The sequence below is a fragment of the Propionibacterium ruminifibrarum genome, from assembly GCF_900289195.1.
GTDB lineage: Bacteria > Actinomycetota > Actinomycetes > Propionibacteriales > Propionibacteriaceae > Propionibacterium > Propionibacterium ruminifibrarum.
The window spans coordinates 27,741-49,561 of the sequence record NZ_OMOH01000001.1 but is presented as its reverse complement, the minus strand read 5'-3'; the positions used below and the strand labels follow the sequence as shown (position 1 = coordinate 49,561).

At 67.9% G+C, this 21,821-nt stretch carries 19 protein-coding genes; 12 read left to right on the top strand and 7 right to left on the bottom strand.

Annotated features, from left to right (window positions below):
• Positions 1-6: 6 nt before the first annotated feature.
• From trpB to hisI, 4 genes are read right to left on the bottom strand one after another with little or no spacing between them, the layout of a single operon-like run.
• Entirely contained in the window at positions 7-1,263 is a 1,257-nt protein-coding gene (gene trpB, locus PROPJV5_RS00210) for a tryptophan synthase subunit beta (RefSeq protein WP_182858497.1), read from the bottom strand.
• Entirely contained in the window at positions 1,260-2,093 is an 834-nt protein-coding gene (trpC, locus tag PROPJV5_RS00205; protein ID WP_119714344.1) for an indole-3-glycerol phosphate synthase TrpC, read from the bottom strand. The genes trpB and trpC overlap by 4 nt, the downstream gene beginning before the upstream one ends.
• Positions 2,090-3,649, bottom strand: a complete 1,560-nt coding sequence (locus tag PROPJV5_RS00200; RefSeq protein WP_119714343.1) for an anthranilate synthase component I — start codon at positions 3,647-3,649, stop codon at positions 2,090-2,092. Before PROPJV5_RS00200 ends, trpC begins: the two co-directional genes overlap by 4 nt.
• Positions 3,646-4,047 carry a phosphoribosyl-AMP cyclohydrolase gene (hisI, locus tag PROPJV5_RS00195; RefSeq protein WP_119714342.1) on the bottom strand — a complete coding sequence of 134 codons (402 nt, stop codon included), beginning with the start codon at positions 4,045-4,047 and terminating at the stop codon, positions 3,646-3,648. The genes PROPJV5_RS00200 and hisI overlap by 4 nt, the downstream gene beginning before the upstream one ends.
• Positions 4,048-4,121: 74 nt before the next feature.
• Between hisI and PROPJV5_RS00190 the strand changes: the two genes are divergently transcribed.
• From PROPJV5_RS00190 to PROPJV5_RS00165, 6 genes are all read left to right on the top strand, one after another.
• A complete protein-coding gene (locus PROPJV5_RS00190; RefSeq protein WP_182858496.1) occupies positions 4,122-4,781 on the top strand; it encodes a TIGR03085 family metal-binding protein in 660 nt (219 codons plus the stop codon).
• A 3-nt stretch (positions 4,782-4,784) separates the two neighbouring features.
• On the top strand, positions 4,785-5,750 hold the full coding sequence (locus PROPJV5_RS00185) for a LysR family transcriptional regulator (protein WP_119714340.1): 966 nt from the start codon (positions 4,785-4,787) through the stop codon (positions 5,748-5,750).
• A 167-nt stretch (positions 5,751-5,917) separates the two neighbouring features.
• Entirely contained in the window at positions 5,918-6,850 is a 933-nt protein-coding gene (locus PROPJV5_RS00180; RefSeq protein WP_119714339.1) for a sugar phosphate isomerase/epimerase family protein, read from the top strand.
• Positions 6,851-6,885: 35 nt separating this feature from the next.
• Positions 6,886-7,896 (top strand): Gfo/Idh/MocA family oxidoreductase, encoded by a 1,011-nt coding sequence (locus tag PROPJV5_RS00175; RefSeq protein ID WP_119714338.1) that lies wholly within the window; start codon positions 6,886-6,888, stop codon positions 7,894-7,896.
• Positions 7,897-8,017: 121 nt separating this feature from the next.
• Positions 8,018-9,022 carry a LacI family DNA-binding transcriptional regulator gene (locus tag PROPJV5_RS00170; protein ID WP_119714337.1) on the top strand — a complete coding sequence of 335 codons (1,005 nt, stop codon included), beginning with the start codon at positions 8,018-8,020 and terminating at the stop codon, positions 9,020-9,022.
• A gap of 156 nt (positions 9,023-9,178) precedes the next feature.
• Complete coding sequence (locus tag PROPJV5_RS00165; RefSeq protein WP_119714336.1) at positions 9,179-10,288, top strand: zinc-binding dehydrogenase; 1,110 nt, start codon at positions 9,179-9,181, stop codon at positions 10,286-10,288.
• A 58-nt stretch (positions 10,289-10,346) separates the two neighbouring features.
• Here PROPJV5_RS00165 and PROPJV5_RS00160 read toward each other — a convergent pair whose 3' ends face one another.
• A complete protein-coding gene (locus tag PROPJV5_RS00160; protein ID WP_119714335.1) occupies positions 10,347-11,123 on the bottom strand; it encodes a GntR family transcriptional regulator in 777 nt (258 codons plus the stop codon).
• Positions 11,124-11,343: 220 nt separating this feature from the next.
• On the opposite strand from PROPJV5_RS00160, the gene iolC reads away from it, so the two are divergent.
• From iolC to PROPJV5_RS00130, 6 genes are all read left to right on the top strand, one after another.
• Positions 11,344-12,339 (top strand): 5-dehydro-2-deoxygluconokinase, encoded by a 996-nt coding sequence (gene iolC / locus PROPJV5_RS00155; RefSeq protein WP_420812706.1) that lies wholly within the window; start codon positions 11,344-11,346, stop codon positions 12,337-12,339.
• 5 nt (positions 12,340-12,344) lie between these two features.
• A complete protein-coding gene (locus tag PROPJV5_RS00150) occupies positions 12,345-13,211 on the top strand; it encodes a Cgl0159 family (beta/alpha)8-fold protein (protein WP_119714333.1) in 867 nt (288 codons plus the stop codon).
• The gene (gene iolB, locus PROPJV5_RS00145) at positions 13,208-14,086 is read left to right on the top strand and encodes a 5-deoxy-glucuronate isomerase (RefSeq protein WP_420812703.1); all 879 of its coding nucleotides are present in this window, start codon (positions 13,208-13,210) and stop codon (positions 14,084-14,086) included. Before PROPJV5_RS00150 ends, iolB begins: the two co-directional genes overlap by 4 nt.
• Before the next feature lie 57 nt (positions 14,087-14,143).
• Positions 14,144-16,045: a 3D-(3,5/4)-trihydroxycyclohexane-1,2-dione acylhydrolase (decyclizing) gene (iolD, locus tag PROPJV5_RS00140; protein ID WP_119714331.1), complete on the top strand. Its 1,902-nt coding sequence runs from the start codon at positions 14,144-14,146 to the stop codon at positions 16,043-16,045.
• A gap of 293 nt (positions 16,046-16,338) precedes the next feature.
• On the top strand, positions 16,339-17,832 hold the full coding sequence (locus PROPJV5_RS00135; protein ID WP_119714330.1) for a CoA-acylating methylmalonate-semialdehyde dehydrogenase: 1,494 nt from the start codon (positions 16,339-16,341) through the stop codon (positions 17,830-17,832).
• Positions 17,833-18,066: 234 nt separating this feature from the next.
• Positions 18,067-18,444, top strand: coding sequence for a LacI family DNA-binding transcriptional regulator (locus PROPJV5_RS00130; RefSeq protein ID WP_182858494.1), 378 nt, complete (start codon positions 18,067-18,069; stop codon positions 18,442-18,444).
• Between the two features lie 747 nt (positions 18,445-19,191).
• On the opposite strand, the gene PROPJV5_RS00125 is transcribed toward PROPJV5_RS00130, so the two are convergent.
• Complete coding sequence (locus tag PROPJV5_RS00125; protein WP_220474293.1) at positions 19,192-20,754, bottom strand: MFS transporter; 1,563 nt, start codon at positions 20,752-20,754, stop codon at positions 19,192-19,194.
• 188 nt (positions 20,755-20,942) lie between these two features.
• Positions 20,943-21,788 carry a sugar phosphate isomerase/epimerase family protein gene (locus PROPJV5_RS00120; RefSeq protein WP_119714637.1) on the bottom strand — a complete coding sequence of 282 codons (846 nt, stop codon included), beginning with the start codon at positions 21,786-21,788 and terminating at the stop codon, positions 20,943-20,945.
• Positions 21,789-21,821 lie beyond the last annotated feature (33 nt).

The window sequence follows — 21,821 nt, the reverse complement described above, 5'->3', positions numbered from 1 at the left end:
GATCGGTCATGACATCCTCCCGGTGGTGGCATCCACGTCGCCGTGCACGCCGAAGTAGCGCATCGCCGTGTCAGCGTCCTTGTCGCCGCGGCCCGAGACGGTCACCAGGATCGTCGGCCGGTGATCGGGCCGTTCGGCGAGCATGCGCAGGGCCAGACGGCGGGCGCCGGCGATCGCATGGGCGGACTCGATGGCCGGCATGATCCCCTCGCACCGGGTCAGCTGGTCCAGGGCGGTCATGGCCTCGTCGTCGTTGACCGGCTCGTAGTGGGCGCGGCCGGTCTGGGCGAGGTAGGCGTGCTCCGGGCCGACACCCGGGTAGTCCAGGCCGGCCGAGATGGAGTGCGACTCCACCGTCTGCCCATCGTCGTCCTGCAGGACGAAGGTGCGTGTGCCGTGCAGGACGCCCACCGAGCCGCCGTTGATCGAGGCGGCGTGCTCGCCGGTCTCGACACCGGACCCACCGGCCTCGAAGCCGTAGAGGGCCACGTCGTCGTCCCCGATGTACTCGGCGAAGGAGCCAATGGCGTTGGAGCCGCCCCCGACGCAGGCGCAGACCGCATCGGGCAGGACGCCGAAGCGGTCGAGCATCTGGGCGCGGGACTCGGCCGAGATGACCGACTGGAACTGCTTGACCATCTTCGGGAAGGGGTACGGCCCCGAGGCCGAGCCGATGAGGTAGTGCGTGGTGTCCACGTTCGTAACCCAGTCGCGCATGGCCTCGTTCATCGCGTCCTTGAGGGTGGCGCTGCCGGCCTCGACGGCCACGACCTCGGCCCCCAGGAGCTGCATGCGCGCCACGTTGAGCGCCTGCCGGTCGGTGTCGACCCTGCCCATGTAGACGCGGCACTCGAAGCCCATGAGCGCAGCGATCGTCGCGGTGGCCACGCCATGCTGGCCGGCTCCGGTCTCGGCGATGACGCGTTTCTTGCCCATGCGCCTGGTGAGCAGCCCCTGGCCCAGCACGTTGTTGATCTTGTGGCTGCCGGTGTGGTTGAGGTCCTCGCGTTTGAGCAGGATCCGCGCACCGCCGCAGCAGCGTTCGCCGAAGTTGCGGGCCTCGCTGATCGGACTGGGACGGCCGGCGTAGTTGACCTGCAGGTCGGCGAGCTCGGCTGCGAACTCGGGATCATTCCGGGAGGCCTCGAAGGCCTCGGACAGTTCCTGCAGCGCCGCCATCAGCGCCTCGGGCACGAATCGGCCCCCGAACGGGCCGTAGTGCCCCAGGGCATCGGGCAGCGCTCCCGACACGATCTCACTCATCGCGACTCCCCATCTCCGTCTCTCGCACCGGTCGGTCGCCGCCCGGTGGCCTCCATCATGGCGCGTACTGCGGCAGCGGGGTCGCCGCTGCGCACGAGCATCTCCCCGACGAGTACCGTATCGGCTCCGGCATCGTGCACGCGCACGACATCTGCCACGGTACCGATGCCCGACTCGCAGACCCTGATCGCCTCGTCCGGAATGAGGCCGACGAGCCGCTCGAACTGGGCGAGGTCGACATCGAGGGTCCTCAGGTTGCGGTTGTTGACGCCGATCAACTCGGCGCCGAGATCGACGGCCCTGCGGGCCTCGTCGGGGGTGTGCACCTCGACGAGCGGCAGCAGGCCGAGGCCGGTGGCCAGGTCGTACAGCTCCCGCAGCGTCGCGTCGTCGAGGGCGGCGACGATGAGCAGGATCAGGTCGGCCCCTGCGGCACGGGCCTCGAGCACCTGATAGGGGTCGACAACGAAGTCCTTGCGCAGCACCGGGACCTCAACACCGGTGCGCACGGCGACCAGGTCGGCGAGCCGGCCGCCGAAGCGGCGCTGCTCGGTGAGCACCGAAATGGCACCGGCCCCGCCCCGCTCGTAGGCGCGGGCCTGGGCCGCCGGATCGGGGATCTCGGCCAGGGCGCCCTTGGAGGGGCTGGAGCGCTTGACCTCTGCGATGACCCGAACGGACTCGGCACTGCGCAGGTGGGGACGCGGATCGATCGTCGGTCCCCTCTGCTCGATGGCCGCCTCCAGCTGGCTGGGGGTCGTGCGGATCATGCGGGCCGCCATGTCGGCGCGGACGCCGACGATGATCTCGTCCAGGACGGTGCCGCTCATGCTCGTGTCCTCCCCTCGTCGTTGCCGCCCGGGCCGTCCTCGGGTACCGGGACCAGCGGGACGCTGGCCTGGGCCCTGCCCAGGGCGGCGATCATCGCGGCGGCCTTGTTGCGGGTCTCCGCGTCCTCGGCGTCCGGCACCGAATCCGCCACGATCCCGGCGCCGGCCTGCACGTGGGCGACACCGTCCTTGAGGACTGCGGAGCGGATCGTGATGGCCGCGTCGGCATTGCCGGCGAAGTCGAAGTAGCCGACCACCCCGCCGTACGGGCCCCGGCGGGTCGTCTCGAGTTCGTCGATGATCTGCATGGCGCGCAGTTTCGGGGCGCCCGACAGGGTGCCGGCGGGGAAGCACGCCATCGTCACGTCCAGGCCCGAGACGCCGGGCCGGACGGTTCCGGTGACGGAGGCCTCCAGGTGCATGACGTGCGAGTAGCGGCCGACGTGCATGAACCGGGTGACGGCGACGGTGCCGGGAACGCAGACCCGCCCCAGGTCGTTGCGGCCCAGGTCGACGAGCATGAGGTGCTCGGCGCGCTCCTTCTCGTCGGCCAGCAGCTCGTCGGCGAGCCGGCGGTCCTCGGCCTCGTCCCTCCCCCTGGGCCGGGTGCCGGCGATCGGATGGGTCGTCGCCACGCCGTCCTTGACGGTGACGAGGGCCTCGGGGCTCGACCCGACCAGGTCGAATCCGGGCAGGCGCAGCAGGAACAGGTACGGGCTGGGGTTGGTGACCCGCAGTTCACGGTAGACGTCGAGGGCCGAGGCGGTGCAGGGCACGTCGAAACGCTGGGAGGGCACCACCTGGAAGATGTCGCCGGCTCGCACGTGCTCCTTTGCGGCCTCGACGAGTCCCTGGAACTCCCCGCGGGCCCGCTGGTCTCGGACCCGCGGCGGAGCCGCCGCCACCTGTCTGGCCAGCATCGCCGGACGGGGTTCGCACAATCTGGCCGCCATGGCGCGCACCCGGCGGGCCGCGTCGGCCCAGGCCTGTTCGGCGCGTTCGGGGCTGCCGTCGAAGTTGATGGCGTTGGCGATGAGCCAGACCTCGCCCTGGTCGTGGTCGAGGACCGCCATGTCCGACGCCAGCATCATGACCATGTCCGGCACGCCCAGGTCGTCGGGCAGCGGCGGCCCCAGGGTGGGTTCCTGCTCACGCTTCATGTCGTAACCCAGGTAGCCGACCATGCCGGAGCTGAATGGCGGCAGCCCGGGATCGGATGGCGTGTGCAGCGCCTTCAGCGTCTCCCCCAGGACCGTCAGCGGGGCACCACGGGTCGGAAGGCCGGCGACCGGGCGGCCGAGCCAGTGACTCCGACCCGCCGCGCCGATGAGGGTCGAGGGGCAGTCCACGCCGACGAACGACCAGCGGGACCACACGCCCCGCTCGACCGACTCGAACAGGAAACTGCCCTGGCGCCCCCCGGTGAGCTGCTGGTAGAGCGCGACCGGGGTCAGGTCGTCGGCGCGCAGGCGGGCGTGGACGCCGATGACGCGGCGCTCAACGGCCTGGGCGACGAATTCGTCCAGGCCCGGGGTGACCTCGAGTTCGCGTGTCATGCCCGGCTCCCCTCGGACTCATCACCCATCGGCAGCGGTCCGCCGGCATCGAAGCAGGACTGCGCTCCGGTGTGGCAGGCGCCGCCGACCTGGTCGACGCTCAGCAGGAGCGTGTCGCCGTCGCAGTCGAGCCAGGCCCGTCGTACGTGCTGCGTGTGGCCGCTCGTGGCGCCCTTGACCCACAGTTCGGACCGCGAGCGCGACCAGTAGGTCGCACGTCGGGTGGCGAGGGTCATCGCGAGTGAGGTGGCGTTCATCCAGGCCATCATGAGCACCCGTCCGCTCGTGGCGTCCTGCGCGATGGCGGGGACGAGTCCGGCCTCGTTGAAACGCAGGCGCGAGGCGATCTCTGCCGGCAGTTCCGGGGCATCGGGTGAATCGAGGGCATCAGAGTGCATGGCACCATTCTCCCCGCATGTCCACAGGGAGAATCGCAACCGCCGAATGCCGGTCTGCCAATAAACTCGCAGCCATGAGCCTCATCCTTGCCGGTTTCTATCGCTCGGCCATCTGCGATCTGTTCGACCAGGTCGGCCCGCAGGCACCCACGCTCTGCACTGGCTGGGACGCGAAGGACCTGGCGGCGCACCTGTTCCTGCGCGAGAACGATGTGCTCTCCCTGCCCGGCATGCTGATCCCGGCCCTCGAGCCCATCACCGTCGCCCGCACCCACACGCTGCTGGCGCGGCAGAACTTCGACCAGATCGTCTCCGCCCTGCGCCGTGGACCCTTCGGGCCGACGATCATGCGCATGAGGGCCGTCGACAGGCGGGTCAACGGGCTGGAGTATCTCGTTCACTACGAGGACCTCTTCCGCGCACAGCCGACTGGCTCCGTGGAACGTCCCGAGCTGCTCGCCGAGGAGCGGTTCGCGCTGTCGGACCAGGTCTGGGGCGCCATCGGCGGTGTCGGCAGGCTGATCGGCCGCCGGAGCCAGGTCGGTCTCCGACTCGCCCGCAACGACGGGGCCGCCGAGGAACGCGTCCTGGCCAAGGGCAGCCCCGCGGTGCTCGTCCGGGGGAACCCGACCGAGCTGGCCATGTGGCTGTACGGACGTGAGGCCGATGTGGAGCTGATCGGGGAGGCGGGACCGCTCGCCCTCGTCAACGAGGCGGTCTCGCGGGGCATGTGAGCCGTGAAGATCGATCCCCGACGTCTGGAGGTGCTCCTCGCCGTGCACCGTGAGGGCGGTGTCACCGGGGCCGCCGGGAGGCTGTCCATCTCGGCCTCGGCGGTGTCCCAGCAGCTCGCCCGGCTCGAACGCGAGGTGGGCGTCGCCGTCATCGAACGCACCGTTTCCGGTGCGGTGCTCACGCCCGCGGGGCGCGCCCTGGCCGCCGGCGCCGAACGCATCGAGAACGAGCTGGTCGAGTTGTCGAGCACCCTGCGCAGCTATGCCGACGGCGTCACCGGGACGATCCGCGTGGGGGCCTTCCCCACGTTCATCAATGCGATCCTGTTGCCCTACCGCCGGGACCTGACCGCGACGACGCCAGGCATCGATGTCCGGATCGCCGAGATCGAGGAGCCCGAGGGCATGACGCTGCTGCGTTCGGGCCGCCTGGACGTCCTGTGCCTGGAACGCGACACCAACCCCGAGACGGCGCCGCAGGGCTACACGGACGCCCCCGTCTACGACGAGCCGTGGGTGCTCATCACCCATGTCGGCAACGGCCCGATCGCCTCGCGCCGCGACCTGGACGGGCTCACGTGGCTGCGCCAGCCCCCCGGCTCGGCCGGCAACCACGCCATGGAACGCATCACGGCGTCGATGGCCCGCCCGATCCGCAGCCCGCACATGCACTACTCGTACTCGACGGGCGTGGCCATGGTCGCCGAGGGGCTCGGCGCCACCGTGCTGCCGCAGCTGGCCCTGACCGACGTGAACCGGCCGGAGGTACGTGTCACGGCGCTGCCCGGGCTGGGGGTGCGCCGGCTGCTCGTGCGGCACCGCACCAGGGCCGTCCAGTCCGAACCGGCGCTGGCGCAGTTCCTCGACCAGTTGTGCACGTGGTGCGGCCGGCTGCCGGCCCGAGTCCGGACCGGGCCAGGCCTCGGGCATGCCGAACAACGGCCCCACCCCGGGCAGACCAGCCCATAGGCGGCGAGGACCGCACCACGCATGCCGGGGCAGCCGGGTCGGTGTGTCATCGGCCACCAGAACCCGGGGGAACTGGGGGTACCCATTTCGGCTTCGGATTGATACGCTATTAGCGCGCTCCAATAGAGCATTCGACAAAGACCCTCAATGAGGAGGAAGAGACGACAATGGCCTCACGAGCACGCAACACCAACGACCCGAAGTACTCGAAGCTCACCATCGGCGTGTGCCCTGACCAGTGGGGTGTGTGGTTCGCCGACGACCCGAAGCAGATGGATCCCCGCCAGGCCTGGCAGGAGATGGCCGAGGCCGGCTTCGAGGTCATCGAGACCGGCCCCTGGGGATACTTCCCCACCGATCCCAAGGAGCTCCAGAAGTGGTGCGACGAGTACGGCATGCGCGTCGTCGCCGGCACCGGCTGGGGCATCCTGCACAAGGAGGAGGCCTGGCCCGAGACGCTGCGGCACTTCCGCGAGATCGCCGAGACCCACGCGGCCGTCGGCGCCGAGTACATGGTGCACCTGCCCCCGCTCTACCGCGACGACAAGACCTGGGAGTGGACCGATGACCGCGTCCTGAGCGACGATGCCTGGAAGCTCTACGTCGAGCACGCCAACGCGCTCGGTCAGATGCTGCTGGACGAGTACGGCCTCAAGATGGTGCTCCACCCCCACGGCGACTCCCACATCGAGACCCCCGAGGAGATCGCCCGCATCTTCGACGCGACGGACCCGAAGTACGTCAACCTGTGCCTCGATTCCGGCCACGTCGTCTACGGCGGTGGCGACCCGGTCGAGCTGTGCCGCAAGTACCCCGAGCGCATCACCTATGTGCACATCAAGGCCTTCGACGAGGCGATCACGAAGGAGGCCCACGAGAAGGACTGGCCCTTCGGTGAGGCCGTCACCAAGGGCGCGTCGGTCTGCCCGCCCGCCGGCCTGCCCGAGATGCATGCCTTCGTCGACGCGCTCGCCGAGCTCGACAAGCCGATCTACTGCATCTGCGAACAGGACTGCTACCCCTGCGATCCGTCCTTCCCGAAGCCCAACGCCATCAACATGCGCACCTACCTGGCCGAGTGCGGCCTGGGTCTGGCCTGACTCACCGTCACATCACTCGAAGAGGAGAACCCATCATGACTGTTCGCATCGGACTCATCGGCGCCGGCGGCATGGGCCGGGCCCATCTCGCCCGCATCACCAACGAGCTGTCCGGCGGCCAGATCGTCGCCGTCGCCGACATCAACCACGACGCCGCGGTCTCTGCCGCCGAGCCCTACGGGGCCAAGGCCTACGACACCTCCGATGAGCTCATCAACGACCCCGAGGTCGACGCCGTCATCATCGCGACCTTCGGCAAGGTCCACGCGCCCGACGTCATCAAGTGCATCGAGGCCGGCAAGTACGTGCTGTGTGAGAAGCCCCTGGCCACGACGGCCGAGGACTGCATCGCGATCATGGAGGCGGAGCAGAAGGCCGGCAAGAAGCTCGTCACCGTCGGCTTCATGCGCCGCTTCGACGCCGCGTACAACGAGATGAAGGCCGTCCTGGAGGCGGGCGAGAACGGCCAGGCCCTCCTGGTGCACAACCGCCACCGCAATCCCTCCGTCCCGGAGTCGTACACCTCGCGCATGGCCATCGACGACACCGCCATCCACGAGATCGACACGATGCGCTGGCTGCTCGGCGAGGAGATCGTCAGGGTCCGCGTCGAGCGTCCGAAGTCGACGACGCACCGCTTCGACCACCTCATCGACCCGGTCGTCGTGGTCATGTACACCGAGTCCGGCGTTCGTATCGACGACGAGGTCAACGTCAATCTCCAGTGGGCCTACTCGATCGAGTGCGAGCTCGTGCTCGAGACCGCCGCGGTGCGTCTCGGTGACCAGGAGAAGATCCACATCCGCGACTCCCAGGGCAACCGCAACGCGATGTGCCAGTCGCACATCGATCGTTTCCAGGGGGCCTTCAACCGCGAGTTCCAGGAGTGGATCAACGCCGTGGCCCGCGACGAGCACACCGGTTCGACCTCGTGGGACGGCTACGCCGCCACCTCCGTCGTCGACGCCGCGGTCTCCTCGCTCGAGGACGAGACCTCGCCGATGGTCGAGGTGACCCTCATGGAGAAGCCGGCGTTCTACGCCTGATCGTCCGGCGCCGCATCAGTGGCCGGGAGCCCCGCGGGGCTCCCGGCCCGGGCGCCATCGACGGGCTCCCCTCGCCTCGGTACGCTGTCTTCTCCGTCCGGCGACGGCGAAAGGGTGGGTCATGGTCAAGCCGCACAGGCCGACGCAGGTTGATGTCGCGCGTCTGGCGGGTACGTCCCGGCAGACCGTCTCACTGGTGGCGCTCGACGACCCGAGGGTCTCACCGGCCACCCGTGAACGAGTGCTCGCCGCGATGCGTGAACTCGACTACCAGCCGAACATCGCCGCCCGGGCCCTGGCCGCGCACAATTCCCGGTTCATCGGCATCGTCCTCACCGACATCACGAACCCCTTCTACGCGGACCTGTGCGGCGAGTTGCGCAACCGCTGCGAGATGCTGAACCTGGTGCCACTGATCGCGGTGTCGGGCCACGACCGCGACACCTGCCTCATGTCCGCCGAACGTTTCATCCACATGGGGATCGAGGGCCTGGCACTGGTCTCCCCGCCGCTGGACACCGACGATCTGCACCGGATCGGCGCCCAGGTACCCACGACCCTGCTCACGCACAACGAAGGCCCCGAGCAGGTCGATCTCGTCCACTGCGACGACGAGGCAGGTGCCCGCATGGCCACCGGCCATCTCCTGTCGCAGGGCTACGACCCCGTCGTCTACCTCGGCTTCGACCGTGCCGTCCCGGGCGACTCGGCGGCGGCCCGCCGGCTCGGATTCTGCCAGGAGATGCGGCACCAGGGTCGTGAACCGCTGGTCATCGACCTGCTCTCGACCAGCGCCGAGAACGCCGTTGCAGGCGTTCTCGACACCTTCGGCGCCGGAACCGGTTTCTGCTGCCACAATGACGACATCGCCCTCGCTGCCATGGGCGTCCTCGTCGATCGGGGGCTGCGGGTCGGGGGCGACTGCGGCGTCACCGGGTTCGACGACTCCCGGATCGCCTCCCACCCCGCCGTCTCGCTCACCAGCATCGACCCGCGGACCACTGAGCTGGCCGAGGCCGCGATGGTGCTGCTCAGCGAGCGCATCGCCGGACGAGCCGAGCAGGCCGAGCAGGTGTTCGCCCCGTCGCTGGTGCCGCGCGGTTCGAGCAACCCCGGAACAGCATGACCGATTCCGCGGTGAAATAATTTGTTCTTACAATTGTTCTTTACAAGCTGAACGCCGTCAGCTACTGTCAGAAGCGAACTCATGACACCAGCATGGGTTGTTCATGGCGACTTTGATCCACCGGAGGATGAAATGTCAGTACAAATTCCCGCAACGATGCGCGCGGCTGTCCTGCGTGATGTCTCACGCGGTCTGGAGATTGAGGAGATCCGCACGCCAAGGCCCCGTACGGGCGAAGTCCTCGTCAAGACCAGCGCCTGCGGGTTGTGCCACTCCGATCTCCATGTCATCGCGGGGGCCATCGCCTTCCCCCTGCCCTGCGTGCTGGGGCACGAGGTGGCGGGTGAGATCGTCGAGGTCGGCCCCGGCAATGAGCACACCGGACTCGCCGTCGGCCAGCGGGTCGCCGGCGCCTTCCTCATGCCCTGCGGCCAGTGCCCCGCGTGCGCGGAGGGCCGCGACGACCTGTGTGGCCCCTTCTTCGACCTGAACCGTCTCCAGGGCAAGCTCTACGACGGCGAGACCCGCCTGTTCGACCAGGACGGGTCGCCCATCGCGATGTACTCCATGGGCGGACTGGCCCAGTACTGCGTCATTCCCTCCACATCGGTCACTCCCCTGCCCGATTCGGTCGACCCGGTCGCCGGGGCCATCCTGGGCTGCGCGGCAATGACGGCCTATGGCGCGGTACGCCGAGGCGCCGATCTGCGCCACGGCGAGTCGGTCGCCGTCGTGGCGACCGGCGGCGTGGGCTCCAACATCATCCAGGTCTGCCGGGCATTCGGCGCGAAGCAGATCATCGCGATCGATGTCGACGACGACAAGCTGGCGGCGACCCGTGCGCTGGGCGCCACGGACGTCGTCAACTCGACGAAGCAGGACGTGCATGAAGCGGTCTTCGGGCTCACGGGGGGCCGCGGCGTCGACGTCGCCTTCGAGGCACTCGGACGTCCCCAGACCTGGACGTCGGCCCTCGATGCCCTCAGGGACGGCGGGCGGATGGTGCCGATCGGGCTGGGCGCCGGCGTGCAGACCGCGGAGGTCGAGATCAACCGGACGGTGCGGCGCTCCCAGTCGATCCTGGGTTCCTACGGGGCCCGGACCCGGCAGGACCTGCCCGAGGTCGTCCGTCTCGCCGCGGAGGGCACGATCCGTTACCAGGACATCGTCACGCGGAGGTTCGCGCTCGACGAGGTGGCCGAGGGCTATGACCTGCTGCGGCAGGGCAAGGTGCAGGGCCGCGGCGTCGCCGACATGTCGCTGTGACGCGCACTCCTCGAACTCACCGGCCCGGGGGCGGCTCCGTTCGTGCCGCGCCCCGGGCTCAGCCGTCCTGGACGAGGTTGAACTGGAACGAGTACAGACCGCTGTTGTAGACGTGGTTGCCGTACTCGATGACATTGCCCTCCTTGTCGAAGGCGGTCCTCTCCATGACGAGCACGGCGGCGCCCTCGTCGACGGCGAGCAGCCGCGCCTCCTCGGGGGAGGCGAGCCGCGCCCCGATGGACTGCTGGGCCATGGCCGGGCGGATGCCGTGTGCGGCGAGGCTCTCGTAGAGGCCCTGCCCGGACAGCTGCGTGACGGTGGGGGCCTTCGCCCCGGCGGGAAGCAGATTGGTCATGACGGCCAGCGGCTCGTTCTCGATGAAGCGCAGCCTCCTCACCTGGATGATCTCGGTCCCCTCATCGCAGTGCAGACGGCGGGCCGCCTCCTCATCGGCGAGCATCACCTCGTAGAACAGGACCTCGGTACGGGGGGCGAAACCGGCGGCGACCAGATCGTCGTTGAGCGAGGTCAGCCCCAGCGAACGACGCACGTGCATCGGGGTCACCCGGGTGCCGACGCCACGGCGGCGGGTGAGCATTCCTCTCGTGACGAGATCGCGCAGCGCCCTGCGGGTCGTGGGACGCGACACCTGGAGTCGCTTCGCCATGGACACCTCGTCCTCGATGAGACGGCCGGGAGCGAGTTCACCGGCCAGGATGAGTTCCTCGATCGGCCGGGCGATCTGCTGGTACAGCGGGACATCGGACTCCCGATCCAGCACGATCTGCGGAACGAAGGGCACGTCGAGATTCACGGTGCCGTCGGTCTCCTCCATCGACTCACCTCGGTGTTGCCGCCGGCAGGTCACCGCCCACCGCGCTGAGTGTCATCAAGCCATCGCAGTGTACATCGCCCACCTGAACCCAGCAGCCGCGCTGATTTGTCAGGACAAAAGATTGACGTTCGACCTCCCGACCGCATAGATTCAGAACTGTACGGGGCAGCGCCCGTACTCACGAGAAGGAACGATGATGTCCAGTCTTTCCGGAACAATGATGTCCAACCAGACCGGCGCCGAGAACGGCGAACTCGATCTACTCACCATCGGACGCAGTGGTATCGACGTCTACCCCTTCCAGACCGGGATCGGGCTCGAGGACGTGACCAGCTTCGGCAAGTTCCTCGGGGGTTCCCCGACGAACGTCGCGGTGGCGGCCGCCCGCCAAGGCGCACGCGCCGCGGTGATCACTGCGGTGGGCGATGATCCATTCGGCCGATTCATCTGTCGCGAGATGAGGAGACTCGGCGTCTCCGACAAGTTCGTCGTACGCAACGAGGAGTACAACACCCCCGTGACCTTCTGCGAGATCTTCCCGCCCGACGACTTCCCCCTCTACTTCTACCGCCAGCCCAAGGCGCCCGACCTGGAGCTCACGGAGCAGGACATCCCCATCGACGCCGTGCGCAGCGCCAAGATCTTCTGGTTCTCGGTCACCGGTCTGTCGGTCGAACCGTCCCGCTCGGCGCACCACGCGGCGCTCGACGCCCGCGAACGCGGTCAGTGGACCATCGCCGACCTGGACTACCGTCCGATGTTCTGGCAGGACGAGGAGACCGCCACTCGTGAGGTCGAGCGAGTCCTCGGCAAGGTCAACGTGGCGATCGGCAACAAGGAGGAGTGCCGCATCGCCGTGGGCGAGACCGAACCCGATCGGGCCGCCGACGCGCTCCTGGACCGGGGAGTGGAGATCGCCATCGTCAAGCAGGGCCCCCTGGGGACCCTCGCCAAGACCCGCACCGAGCGGATCGTCATGCCCGTCACCCCCGTCGAGGTCTGCAACGGCCTCGGAGCGGGGGATGCCTTCGGCGGCGCCTTCTGCCATGCGATCCTCGAGGGTTTCGACCTTGCCAGGGCCGTACAGTTCGCCTCGACGGCAGGCGCGATCGTCGCCTCACGCCTGGAGTGCTCCACCGCGATGCCGACCTCCTACGAGGTCGAGCACGCCATCAGTGAGCACCCCGACATCCAGCCAGTCATCGAGAAAAGGTGAGACCGATGGGCATCCTGATTGAACAGCTCGCCGAGATCAGGGCGAGCGAGCCGGAACGAATCTCCCGCGCCCTCGCCCTGCGTCCGCGCGCTGATCTGGCCGCCACCAACCGGCTCCTCGTCATCGCCTGCGACCATCCCGCCCGGGGTGCACTCGGCGCCGGCTCCGATCCCATGGCGATGGCCTCGCGCGAGGATCTGCTGCGGCGCTGCGTCACAGCGCTGTCCCGCCCCGGTGTCAATGGTTTCCTGGGTTCCGCCGATCTCATCGAGGACCTCGCCCTGCTCGGGGCTCTCGACGGCAAGCTCGTGTGGGGGTCCATGAACCGGATCGGCCTGCAGGGGGCGGCATTCGAGATCGATGACCGTTTCGGGGGATACGACGCCAGGGGCATCGTCACCGCGGGGCTCAACGGCGGCAAGATGCTCACCAGGATCGACTACGACGACCCGGCCACTGCCAGGACTCTCGAGGCAAGCGCTCATGCCATCGATGCGCTGGCGGACCGGGGACTCAACGCCATGATCGAGCCCTTCATCTCGCGTCGTGAGGACGGACGTGTCGTCAACGACCTGTCCACCGACGCGGTCATCCGCTCGATCGCGGTGGCCCAGGGGCTCGGTCACAGCTCGGCGCACACCTGGTTGAAGCTGCCGAGCGTGGCGGACATGGATCGCGTCATGGAGTCCACCACCCTGCCCAGTCTCATCCTCGGTGGTGAGGTCTCCGAGAATCCCGAGGCCGCGCGGGCCTCATGGGGCAGGGCCCTGGCCCTGCCCAACGTCAGGGGCCTGGTCATCGGCCGGTCCCTGCTCTATCCGCCGGACGACAACGTCGAGGCGGCCGTCGACAATGCAGTGGAGTTGCTGTGAACGAAGAGAAGTACATCATCCGCTCGGGTCAGCTCGCCCATGATGCGTACGAGACCGACCTGGATCCTGAGCGCGCAGGCTGGGAATGGTCCTCCCTGCGCGTACTGAACCTGGCACCGGGCCAGGACGTCCACGTGCCCGGCGGCGAGGCGGAGTTCCTCGTGCTGCCCCTCTCGGGCGGCTGTACCGTCGAGGTCAATGGCCGCTCCTACGAGATCAGCGGCCGGGAGTCCGTGTTCACCGACATCACGGACTACATGTACATTCCGCGCGCCACCGACATCGCCCTGTCCAGCGACAAGGGCGCACGCGTCGCCCTGCCCGGCGCCAAGGCGACGAGGGACCTGCCCGTGCGCTACTGCGGACGCGACGAGGTCGGTACGGGACTGCGCGGAGCCGGTCCGTCCTCTCGCCAGGTGAACAACTACGCGCTGGGCAATGACGTGGAGACCTCTCACCTCCTGGCGTGCGAGGTCCTGACCCCGGGCGGCAACTGGTCCTCCTATCCCCCGCACAAGCACGACGAGCACAACGACGTCGAGCGGGTCCTCGAGGAGATCTACTACTACGAGGTGCGCCCCGGCAACGAGGGCGCCGAGCCGGGCTTCGCCCTGCAGCGGATCTACCCGTCCCCCGGCCACGAGATCGACGTGTGCACCGAGGTGCGCAGCGGCGACATCGTCGTCATGCCCTACGGCTACCACGGCCCCTCCGTGGCAGCGCCCGGCTACGATCTCTACTACCTCAACGTCATGGCCGGCCCGGCCGAGGACTCGGTCTGGCTGATGACCGATGACCCCCACCACACCTGGATCCGTCAGTCCTGGCAGACCCAGGAGGTCGACCCCAGGCTGCCGATGACACCGATGAACTGACACCCCATCGAAAACCCGACGCGACCACCATCGTTCGCGTCCCGAGCAGGAGAAACAATGACCAGTCCCGTACCCACGGTTCGTCTGACGGTGGCTCAGGCGACCATCCGATTCCTCGTCAACCAGTACTCCGAGCGCGACGGCCGTGAACAGCGCCTCATCGCCGGCGCCTTCGGCATCTTCGGGCACGGCAACGTCGCCGGAATCGGTCAGGCGCTGCTGCAGAACGAACTCGATCCCGAACCGGACGGCGGCTCGATGCCCTACATCATGCCCCGCAACGAGCAGGGCCAGGTGCACGCGGCATCCGCGTACGCGAAGAGCACGAATCGTCTGCAGACGATGATGTGCACCGCGTCCATCGGCCCGGGGTCCCTCAACATGGTCACGGGCGCGGCCCTGGCGACGACGAACCGGCTCCCGGTGCTGCTCTTCCCGTCCGACCAGTTCTCCACCCGCTACCCCGACCCGGTCCTGCAGCAGATCGAGAACGCCCAGACCCTCGACACCACGTGCAATGATGCGTTCCGCCCGGTCTCGGCCTTCTTCGACCGCATCAACCGCCCCGAGCAGCTGTTGCCCTCGCTCATGCAGGCGATGCGCACCCTGACCGACCCGGCCGACACCGGTGCGGTCGTCCTGGCGATGCCGCAGGACGTCCAGGCGGAGGCCTTCGACTTCCCCGTCGAGATGTTCCGCAAGCGCGTGTGGCACGTGCGCCGCACACCCGTCGACCCCGCCTCCCTCGAGCGCGCGGTGGAGCTCATCAAGGCCTCGAAGCGACCGATGGTCATCGCCGGTGGCGGCGCCATCTACTCCGAGGCCTCCGAGCAGCTGCGACAGTTCGCCACCGCGACCGGCATCCCGGTCGCCGACACCCAGGCGGGCAAGGGCGCCATCAACTTCGACCACCCCCAGTCGATCGGCGGCGTCGGGTCGACCGGCGGTGACTCGGGCAACCACATCGCCGACAAGACCGACCTGGTCATCGGCGTGGGCACGCGCTACTCCGACTTCACGACGGCCTCACGGACGCAGTTCAAGAACCCGGACGTGCGTTTCGTCAACATCAACGTCAAGGCCTTCGACGCCGTCAAGAACAGCGGCGAGATGCTCGTGGCGGATGCCCGCGAGACCCTCACCGCGCTGACCGAGGCTCTTGACGGCTACTCGGTCAGCAGCGAGTACGCCGCTGAGATCGCCCAGGAGAAGGCGGCGTGGGACAAGCGGGTGGACGAGTGCTACCACCTCGGCCATGGTCCGCTGCCGGCCCAGACCGAGGTCTTCGGCGCCCTGAACGAGCTCATGGGTGACGAGGACGTCGTCATCAACGCCGCCGGGTCCATGCCCGGCGACCTGCAGGCGCTGTGGCGTGCCCGCACCCCGGTCCAGTACCACGTTGAGTACGCCTTCTCATGCATGGGTTACGAGATCCCGGCGGCGATGGGCGTCAAGCTCGCGCTGCCCGACTCCGAGGTCGTCTCGATCGTCGGTGACGGCACCTACCAGATGCTCCCGATGGAACTGGCCACGGTCGCCCAGGAGGGCATCAAGGTCATCTACGTGCTGCTGCAGAACTACGGCTTCTCCTCGATCGGTTCGCTGTCGGAGTCGCGTGGCTCCCAGCGTTTCGGCACCCGCTACCGTCAGGGCGGCGCCGGGGCCTCGCACACGGCCGATGGCAAGCTGCTCGACGTCGACATCGCCGCCAACGCCCGCTCGTGGGGCATCGACGTCATCGAGGCGCACGGCATCGATGAGTTCAAGGACGCCTACCGCCGGGCCACCGAGTCCGACCGTCCGACGATGATCCACATCGAGACCGATCTGTACGGCCCGAACCCGCCCGGCTCGTCCTGGTGGGACGTGCCCGTCTCCCAGGTCTCGCGCATCGAGAGCACGCAGGAGGCCTACCAGGACTACCTGCGCGACCGCGCACCGCAGCGCCACTACCTGTGAGAAGCGGCCGCCACCGATGCGGGAGGACCCGCGCCACAGTCCCCACCGGACTGGGCCGCGGGCCCTCTCGCATTCCAGGACAAGGCACCCACAAGGACGATCATTTGTTAGAACAAATATCGAGTGATGGGTTACAAATCGAACAGCGCAGGGTAAACTGACCAACGGGTGGCGAGTGACATCCATCTGCCCCCAGACAGGGTCCGAAGGGTGGCCCGTGGGTGGCCGGGCGACGCCCGGCCGCCGATCACTCGCTCATACACACAAACACACTCCAGAGGAGTTCACGGACAATGAAGACGATTGAGCACTGGATCAATGGTGCGCCGTACACCGGCACGCCGGCGGGGCGCATCCCCGTCGAGAACCCCGGAACCGGTGAGGTCGAGGCGGAGCTGCTCCAGGCCTCGGCGGCCGATCTCGACCATGCCGTCGAGGTGGCCACCGAGGCCCAGAAGAAGTGGGCGAAGTTCTCCCTGGCCAAGCGCGTCGAGATCATGTTCCGCATGCGCCAGCTGGTCCTGGACCACCAGGACGAGATGGCCGAGCTGATCGTCGCCGAGCACGGCAAGAACTACTCCGATGCCATCGGCGAGATCCAGCGGGGCCGTGAGACCCTCGACTTCGCGACCGCCATCAATGTGGCCCTCAAGGGCGAGTACTCCTACGACATCTCCACCGGCGTCGACATCCACACGCTGCGCCAGCCGGTCGGCGTCGTCGCCGGCATCTGCCCCTTCAACTTCCCGGCCATGGTCCCGATGTGGATGCACCCGCTGGCCATCGCCACCGGCAACGCGTTCATCCTCAAGCCGGCATCGCCGACGCCCTCCGCGTCCCTGCTCACGGCACAGCTCTACAAGGAGGCCGGTCTGCCCGACGGCGTCTTCAACGTCGTGGCCGGCCGGCGTGACATGGTCACCCAGATCCTGGAGCACCCTGGTATCAACGCGATCTCCTTCGTCGGGTCGACACCGGTGGCGCACATCATCCAGGACACGGGCGTGGCGCACGGCAAGCGCGTCCAGGCGCTCGGCGGGGCAAACAACCATGCGATCGTCATGCCCGACGCCGATCTGGACTTCGCCGCCCAGCACATCTCGGCCGCCGCCTTCGGCGCCGCCGGTGAGCGCTGCATGGCGCTGCCGGTCGTCGTCGCCGTGGGCGGCATCGGCCCGGACCTGGCCCAGCGGGTCAAGGCCAACGCCGAGAAGATCAAGGTCGGTTACGGCATGGACGAGGGCGTCGAGATGGGCCCGGTCATCGATGCGAAGGCCAAGCAGCGCATCACCGGTCTCATCGACGACGCCGAGCAGCGGGGCGCCAATGTGGTGCTCGACGGGCGTTCCCTGGTGATCCCGGGGCACGAGAACGGCCACTTCCTCGGCCCGACCATCATCGACGACGTGCCGCTCGATGCCCCGGCCTACACCGAGGAGGTGTTCGGCCCGGTCCTGACCATCGTCCACGCCGACAACTACGACGAGGCCATCAAGATCGTCAACGCCTCGCCCTACGGCAACGGTTCGGCGATCTTCACGAACGACGGTGGCGTCGCCCGCCGCTTCACGCTGGACACCGAGGCCGGCATGGTCGGCGTCAACGTGCCGATTCCGACCCCGGTCGCCTACTACTCCTTCGGCGGCTGGAAGGAGTCGCTGCTCGGCGACACCCACATCCATGGCCCCGAGGGCGTCAAGTTCTACACCCGCGCCAAGGCGATCACCTCTCGCTGGCCTTCTGAGAAGACCTACGCGGCGACGATGTCCTTCCAGCGCGAGGAGTGACGTCCCTGTCGCTTCCGGCCCGATGAGCACACCTGAGGGCCGGGTGAGTGACTCTCCAAGGGTGGTGGCCCACGGCACGACGCCGTGGGCCACCACCCTTTTCTCGCGGCCGGACAGCTGCTCTCGCTCGGATGTTGACGGGAACGCACCGACGGCGTGTCACGGCCGCCCGTCTCGCTGACCAGGCGGTTTCGAACACGTCGCGGCCGAAAGCGCCAGAAGATCCTCGAGGCGGTGACCTCGTTCGGTTACCTCAGCAACCAGATCGCCACCTCATCGGCCGGCAATCGCTCGCACTGCATCATCGGTTTCCTGGCACAATCGCTGGCCAACCCGGTCTTCATCGATGTCTTCGAGAGTCTTGCCGGTCTTGTGCGCGAACAGGGTCACCGGGTCATCGTCATGCAGGGCGGTTTCGACATCGCCTGGGAGGACCGCAGGCTGCGTGACCTTGTCACCCTGAGGCCCGACGGGATCGTCCTGGCGGGTCATGCCGGGTTGACGACGGCCCTCGGGGCCGCCGTCAACTCGCTGCCCGTGGTCGCAGTCACCCGGAAGATCGAGATGAACGGGGTCACCAGCATCTACTGCAACGACCCGCTGAGGGGCTGAGCCGGCCGTCGACCATCTTGCGGGGCTCGTACACCGTGACATCGTCCACTTGGCCCTGCCCGCCGACATTCCCTATGAGGAACGCGCCGCAGGTTTCCGGTCTGCCCATGGCCAATCGCGGCTTGCGGGGCCGTGTGGTGTTCTCCCCTGTCACTGCCGATGGGGCCGCCGATGCGACCGCTGGCCTCATCGATGAGGGACGGCTGCCCACCGCGATCTTCTGCGCAACGATGTCCAGGCCATGGGGCCCTCAACGCGTTGTCTCAGCACGGGCTGTCGGTGCCCCGCGATGTCTCGGTCGTCAGCCACGACGACACCGTCATCGCCGCCCGGATGGGATCTCACGTCAGTCAACCAGAACGCCGCACACCAGGACGTCCTCGCCGTCGATGTGTTCTCGCGCAGATCGCGCAGGATGACCCACAGGAGACGCCAGAGGCACTGCCTCACGCCTCACCTGGTCGCCCGCGGTTCGACCTCACCGCCACGCGCGGCGTGAGCCCGTCGGCGAGAACTCGCCCGCGGACGGCCTTGCGAGCGATTCGTCGCCCCGATGCGCCGGGAAGAGGGACCACCGCGCCCAACGTGTGCGTCACCGGCGGCGGTTCCGTCCCGGCAGCGGTGGGCCCAGCGGGCCCACGCGAGCGACCTCGTGGCGGCGATGGGACGAGTTCGCCCCGTGTCCCTCGGGGACACGGGGCGAACCGATTGCGCTCGGGCGGTCAGACCCGGGTCAGGCCAGTACCGTCAGCTGTACTCCTTCTCGAAGCGCTCCTCGAGTTCCTCCAGGGAGTCGTACTTCGTCTCGGGGACGAACTTGATGTAGAAGATGAGCGAGAGCACGTTGACCAGGGCGAAGATGAGGTAGGTCAGGGCACCGCCCAGGCCCTTCATCATGATCGGGAAGACGGCCGAGACGATGGCGTTGGCGATCCACAGCGCGCCGACGGCCAGGCCCATGGCAGTGCCGCGGATCTTGCTGGGGAAGATCTCGGCGACAAGGACCCAGGTGACCGTGCCCGACTGCTTGGCGAAGACGAACAGGCTCACGATGATGAGCACGAGGAAGGGCGCGAAGGTCGGGGCGCCGATGATGTCGCCGTCCTCGTTCTGGAAGGGCTGGATGAGGAAGAAGAACACCGCGGCCAGCAGGCTCAGCGAGATGACGATGCTGGTCTCCTGGTAGATGCCGACGTGCCGACGGGCGAACTTCGTGACCATCCACAGGCCGACGGCCGAGCCGATGAAGGACACACCGCCGGAGACGACGTTGAGCGAGATGGCATCGCTCATGGGCAGGCCGGCGGCCGACAGCACCTTCGGCGTGTAGTACATGGCCGTGTTGATGCCGGTCATCTGGTCTGCCAGACCCAGAATGATGCCGATGATGAGCAGCCGCCGGGTCCACTTGGTGTTCCAGATCTGGGACAGCTTCCACTTCTCCTGGTTGGCCTCCTTGCGCTGGATCTCGAGCATCTCGTCGACCTCGTCGGCGATGGGGCCGTCCTTGGCCTCGTTGCGCACGCGCTTGAGGGAGCCGATGGCCTCCGGAATGCGCAGATTGGCCACGTACCAGCGGGAGGATTCGGGCATGAGGCGGATGCCGATCCACAGGGCGATGGCGGGGATGGAGGCCAGTACGAGCATGTAGCGCCAGGTCATGCCGTTGCCGGACGTGACCGCGACATTGGCCAGGTTCTGGACGGTCTCCCAGGAGACGGTCTGGCCGGCCCTGGCGACGGTCTCACCGGCGCTGTTGACGACGTCGTTCGCCATCGTCGCCTCCGGGCCGCCGTGCACCTGGGCGAGGATGGCGTTCATCCCGTAGGCGAGGAACTGGCCGAAGACGATCATCATCTGGTCGACGGCGACCAGCGTGCCGCGGATGCGTTTCGGCGCCGTCTCGCCGAGGAAGACCGGAACAGTGGCGGAGGCGCCGCCGACGGCGAAGCCGAGGATGATGCGGAAGGCGTACAGGATCCAGATGTTCGGCGAGATGGTGCAGCCCAGCGCACCGACGAGGAAGACGACCGCCAGCATGGTGATGTTGTGCCGGCGTCCGTACTTGTCGGAGAGCTTGCCGCCGATCGAGGCGCCCAGCGCGGCACCGATGCACAGGAAGGTGCCGACCAGGCCCTCCTCCCAGGTCTTCAGGGCGAGACCGCCGGCATCGGTGGGCAGGTACATGTAGGGAAGGGCGCCGGAGATGACGCCGGTGTCGTAGCCGAACAGCAGCGAGCCGAGTGTGGCCACCAGCGCGATGAGCCCCAGCGAGCGTTTCTTGCCCGACGGAGGGGTCTTGTCGACCAGCTCCTGGAGCTTCTCGCGGCTGTAATCCGCCGCCGCGACGGGTGATGAGGACATGTTTTCTCCTTGAAGGGCCTGTCGTCATGGACAGGTTAGGGGACGCGCCGCGAGAGGGGCTGCCCCTCCCAACGATGGGAAGGAAGCAGAGGGATCGGTCGCCTTCGCGGCGCACAAGGCGACCGATCCGGGAATCAGGCGCCGAGTTCGGCGGTCAGGCGCTCCAGCGCAGCCTTGTTGTACTCGTCGGCGTACTCGTGCCAGCCGAAGATGCACACGGACATGATGCCGTCGAAACCGACCTCGCGCAGTGTCTGGAAGACCTCGCCCCAAGGGACCTCGCCCTGACCGATGGCGTTGTGCTGGTGGACCGTGACATCGGCACCCGGCGGGTTCACGATGTAGCGGTTGCCGTCATTGGCGCGATGGTTGAAGGCGTCGGAGACGTGCACCTCGCGCAGCTTGCCCGCCGCAGCCGCGGAACGGATCATCCGGGCGGCGTCGCCGGCGCCGTCGGACAGGTGGAAGGTGTGCGGGCAGCAGTACTCGTAACCGATCCAGTCCTTGTCGACGCCGCGAACGATCTCCAGGGCACGGTCGTGCAGTTCGACGAAGTCGTAGGGGTGCGCCTCCATGATGAGGTTGATCCCGTAGCGCTCGAAGGCGGGCGTGAGTTCCTCGATGGAGTGGTACCACTGGTGCTCGGACTCGCGGGCCCGGTTGCGGTCACCCGAGAACTCCGAGACGATGTCGCGCACGTCCAGCTGGTCGGCGATCTCCAGCAGCCGGCGCCAGTTGCGCACCTGGGCCTGCCGTTCCTGCTCGTCGACGGCGGACCAGTTGAAGACCGGGTTGAGGGTGCGGATGGTGACGCCGGTCTCCTTCTGCGTCTTGTTCAACTCGTCGATGTAGGCCCTGTCGGCCTTCGGGTAGTGGTGCCAGAAGTGGAAGTCCGAGCGGGGCGAGAGCTCCACGTACGAGAAGCCGAGCTCAGCTGCCTTGCGCAGGGTGTCCGGCGCCGACATGGTCATGTAGTACATGTTCGGGTCTAGGGCGATGTCAACCACAGGTGC